The organism is Nocardiopsis sp. TNDT3 (assembly GCF_003427465.1).
GTDB lineage: Bacteria > Actinomycetota > Actinomycetes > Streptosporangiales > Streptosporangiaceae > Nocardiopsis > Nocardiopsis dassonvillei.
Genome location: NZ_QPFC01000948.1, coordinates 1 through 3,099 on the forward strand (window position 1 = coordinate 1; position 3,099 = coordinate 3,099).

The 3,099-nt window shown below is 74.8% G+C and carries 3 protein-coding genes; all 3 read right to left on the reverse strand.

Annotated features, from left to right (window positions below; genetic code table 11):
- Positions 1-96: 96 nt before the first annotated feature.
- Positions 97-540 carry a YchJ family protein gene (locus DQW06_RS22080; RefSeq protein ID WP_370449120.1) on the reverse strand — a complete coding sequence of 148 codons (444 nt, stop codon included), beginning with the start codon at positions 538-540 and terminating at the stop codon, positions 97-99.
- Between the two features lie 190 nt (positions 541-730).
- The gene (locus tag DQW06_RS22085) at positions 731-1,708 is read right to left on the reverse strand and encodes a serine hydrolase (RefSeq protein ID WP_117199225.1); all 978 of its coding nucleotides are present in this window, start codon (positions 1,706-1,708) and stop codon (positions 731-733) included.
- 286 nt (positions 1,709-1,994) lie between these two features.
- Positions 1,995-3,099, reverse strand: a 1,105-nt coding sequence (locus DQW06_RS22090) for a WD40 repeat domain-containing protein (RefSeq protein ID WP_232833115.1), incomplete at its 5' end; no start/stop codon positions are given.

Sequence of the window (3,099 nt, forward strand, 5' to 3'; positions counted from 1 at the left end):
CGGGCGGGTGCCCGGGCACCCGCCCGCGCCATCGGGGACCGGGTACCCGGCCGGGACGGAGGCCTGCCCGCCGGGCCCCCGCCGTCCTCAGGGTCCTCACTCCGCGAGCGCGTCGAGGTAGACCCAGGCGCCCTCGTGGCGCACGAAGCGGCTGTTCTCGACGAGCGCCCCGTCGCGGGCGCCCTCGCGGTAGGAGGCGCGGAAGGCGACCGTGCCCTCGTTGTGGAACGGGGTGCCCCCGGTGGTGGACAGGACCTCCAGGCGCACCCACTCGGTGCCGGGGTCCAGGTCCAGGCGTCGCGGCCTGGTGCTCGGGTGCCAGGTCCGCAGGAGGTGGTCGCGGTCGCCGACCGCGAAGGCGCTGTAGCGGGAACGCATGAGCTGTTCGGCGGTGGACGCCGTGGCCCGCCCGCTGTGCAGGCGGCCGCAGCAGTCCCGGTAGACCGCCGGACCGCCGCAGGGGCAGGGCGCCTCGGGATCGGCCGCGGGCCGGGGCGGGGACGTGCGGTGGCGGGGTCTGCGCTGCGACATGCCCTCCATTGTGGCGTCCCGCCCCCGCTGGCGGTGACAGGTCCGAAGCCGAGGCGGCCGCGGAGCCGGGGTGGCTGCGGAACCGGGCCGGTCGCGGAGCCAGGGCCGTTGTGGAGCAGGGGTGGCCGCGGAGCCGGGCCGGGGCCTGGCCGGGGTCGGCCGCCCCCGGAGCCCGCACGCGGGGAAACGGCTCCCGCGTTCAGGCGCGGCCCGAACCGTCGGAGCCGTCGGACAGGGGCTCCCGTGTCAGGTCGGTCGGGGGCGTCACGCTCCGGACGTCCTGTCCGGTGAGGCCGGAGTGCACCTCGGCCGCCACGGACTCGACGGTGTCCACCCCGTACCGCATTCCGTCGTTGTCGTCGGTCAGGACGACGATGTCGTAGTCGCCGACCGGGGTTCCGCGGAAGCCGCCGATGCTGTGCACCCGCCAGAGGTCGGTGCCGGTGTGGGGCAGCCAGCCGTTCTTGAGGTGGACCTCGGCGTCGGCGGGCGCTCCCGAGGGCACGCCCCAGCGCTGTTCCCCGATGACGTCGCCCATGAGGCCGAGCGCGAACCCGCGCTCCTCCCGGCCGAGCACGTCGTTGTCGGTGCGCAGCAGGCGGAGCAGGGTGAGCTGGTCGGAGACGGTGGTCCCCATCAGCCCGACGTAGCCCTCGGGGTCCGGTTCCGTGGCGTCCATGCCCGCCAGGTCGAGGAACCGCTGGATGCGCTCGGCGCCGACCCTGTTGCGCAGCTCCGTGGCGGCGTCGTTGTCCGAGACGGTGATCATGGCGGTCGCCAGGTCCCTCTCCTCGGCGGTGAGCTCCCGGTCCTCGTCCATGGCGGTGCGCAGCAGCGCGCCGAGGACGACGACCTTGCCGACGCTGGCCGCGTCGAACTCCGCGTCGGGGTCGAGTCCGCAGGTGAGGTCGCCGCCGTGCGCGAAGACCCCCACGGCGATCGTCCCCTCCCGCTCGTCCGCCCGCTCGCGGATCCCTTCGTCGAGCCGTCGCGCGACGTCGGGGTGCGACTCGGAGGCGCAGATCGGCTCCTGCGCGGAGGCTTCCGTCGCGGCGGCCCCCGGTGCGGCGGCGGCCGCCCCGGCGGTGGCTGACCCGGCGGTGAGCGCGGCGGCGAGGACCACGGCGGCGGACCGTGCCGGGCGGCGGCACCCGGCGGGCGTGCGGTCGGCGGACATGGAAGGGGCCCTCCCTCGTTCGGCGGATCGGGGCGGCGCGGCAGGCCGCGGACGGGACCGACGGACACCCTGAGGACGCGTAGGAGCACACAGGGCGACTGACCGGCGCCCTTCGATTCTCGGTGCCCGCGCTCCGCCGCGCGTGAGCGACACGGGACCTTCCGCTCCCGCGAAGCGGTGGCGCGGGGCGGGTGGTACGGGGTCTGCGCGGTGGGGGCGCTCCTCCCCCTGAGCCCCCGGGAGGGGGTGTGGGCACCGCGCGGCCCGGGACCGCGCCGACTCCCCCTCACAGCGTCCCGACGGTCTCCCAGGTCTCGGGGTCGAGGAGTCGCACGCCCGCTTCCTCCGTCTTCACCGCGACGACCTCTCCGTCCGGGTGCGGAGCCACGTACCAGGGGACCAACCCGTCCGGGAGGAGGCTCTCCCCGCTCTCCAGGTCCCACGCCCCGCCGTACTCCTCCACTTCCGCACCGTAGTCCTCGGGATCGGAGTCCCACCACGTGACGTACACACGACCGAGCCACGGGTCCACGACGACCTCCTGGATCCAGGGCTCCTGGAGTTCGGCCGCCTCCTCCATGTCGAACGCGTCGACCCGGCGCCCGGCGACGACGTCCCACACGATGACCTCGCCCCCGTGGACGTAGACGACCTCGTCCGTCCCCCGGACCGGCGCGAAGACCCCGTCCGCCACCGGACGGACCGTGTGCAGCCGTTCGCCCGTGCGCACGTCCCAGACCGTGACGCTCCAGTCCGAGGAGTCCACGGAGTTCCTCAGTGCCAACCGCCGTTCGTCGAGGAAGACGGGGTCTCCCCCGTCGCTGTCGATGGTGTTCACGGTCCTCCCCGACGCGCTGTCGACGATCTGCACGCCCGCACCCGGGACGGCACTCGACCCGGAGAGGGCGATCAGCCCGTCGGGGGAGACCGCGATCCCGTCCACGGTCGGAGGCGGCTCCGAGGGGGTCCCACCGGCCGATCCCCCGTTCCCGTACCCGGTGACCGTGCCCGAGACCAGGTCGAACCCCTGCCCCACCGGCGCCGGGTACTCGTTCCCGGGGCGCGGTTCCGCTTCCATGACCACGGCGGCGACACCGCATCCCTCGGGCAGGAAACCGAAGCCCGCCAGCCTGTCGAGGGGCGTGCTGGGACGGGCGATCTCCCGGCCCTCCCTCCAGTCCCACACGCTCATCTCGTCCTGGAGGGTGTGCATCACCAGCAGGTCACCGTCGGGGGAGAACACCATGTGGGAGAAGATCTCCAGGTCGTCGGCGTCCCGTTCCCGGGCGGGGGCGAACCCCTCCGCCTCGGTGCAGTCGGCGACCGCCGGCTCCGGCGCGTGCGCGGGGTCCGCCGACCCGTCCCGTGCCACCACGAGTGCTGTGGCGGCG

Bases quoted from the DNA above. Each gene is read 5' to 3' on its own strand.
- DQW06_RS22085 (WP_117199225.1), bottom strand. From the start codon at position 1,708: ATGTCCGCCGACCGCACGCCCGCCGGGTGCCGCCGCCCGGCACGGTCC.
- DQW06_RS22080 (WP_370449120.1), bottom strand. From the start codon at position 540: ATGGAGGGCATGTCGCAGCGCAGACCCCGCCACCGCACGTCCCCGCCC.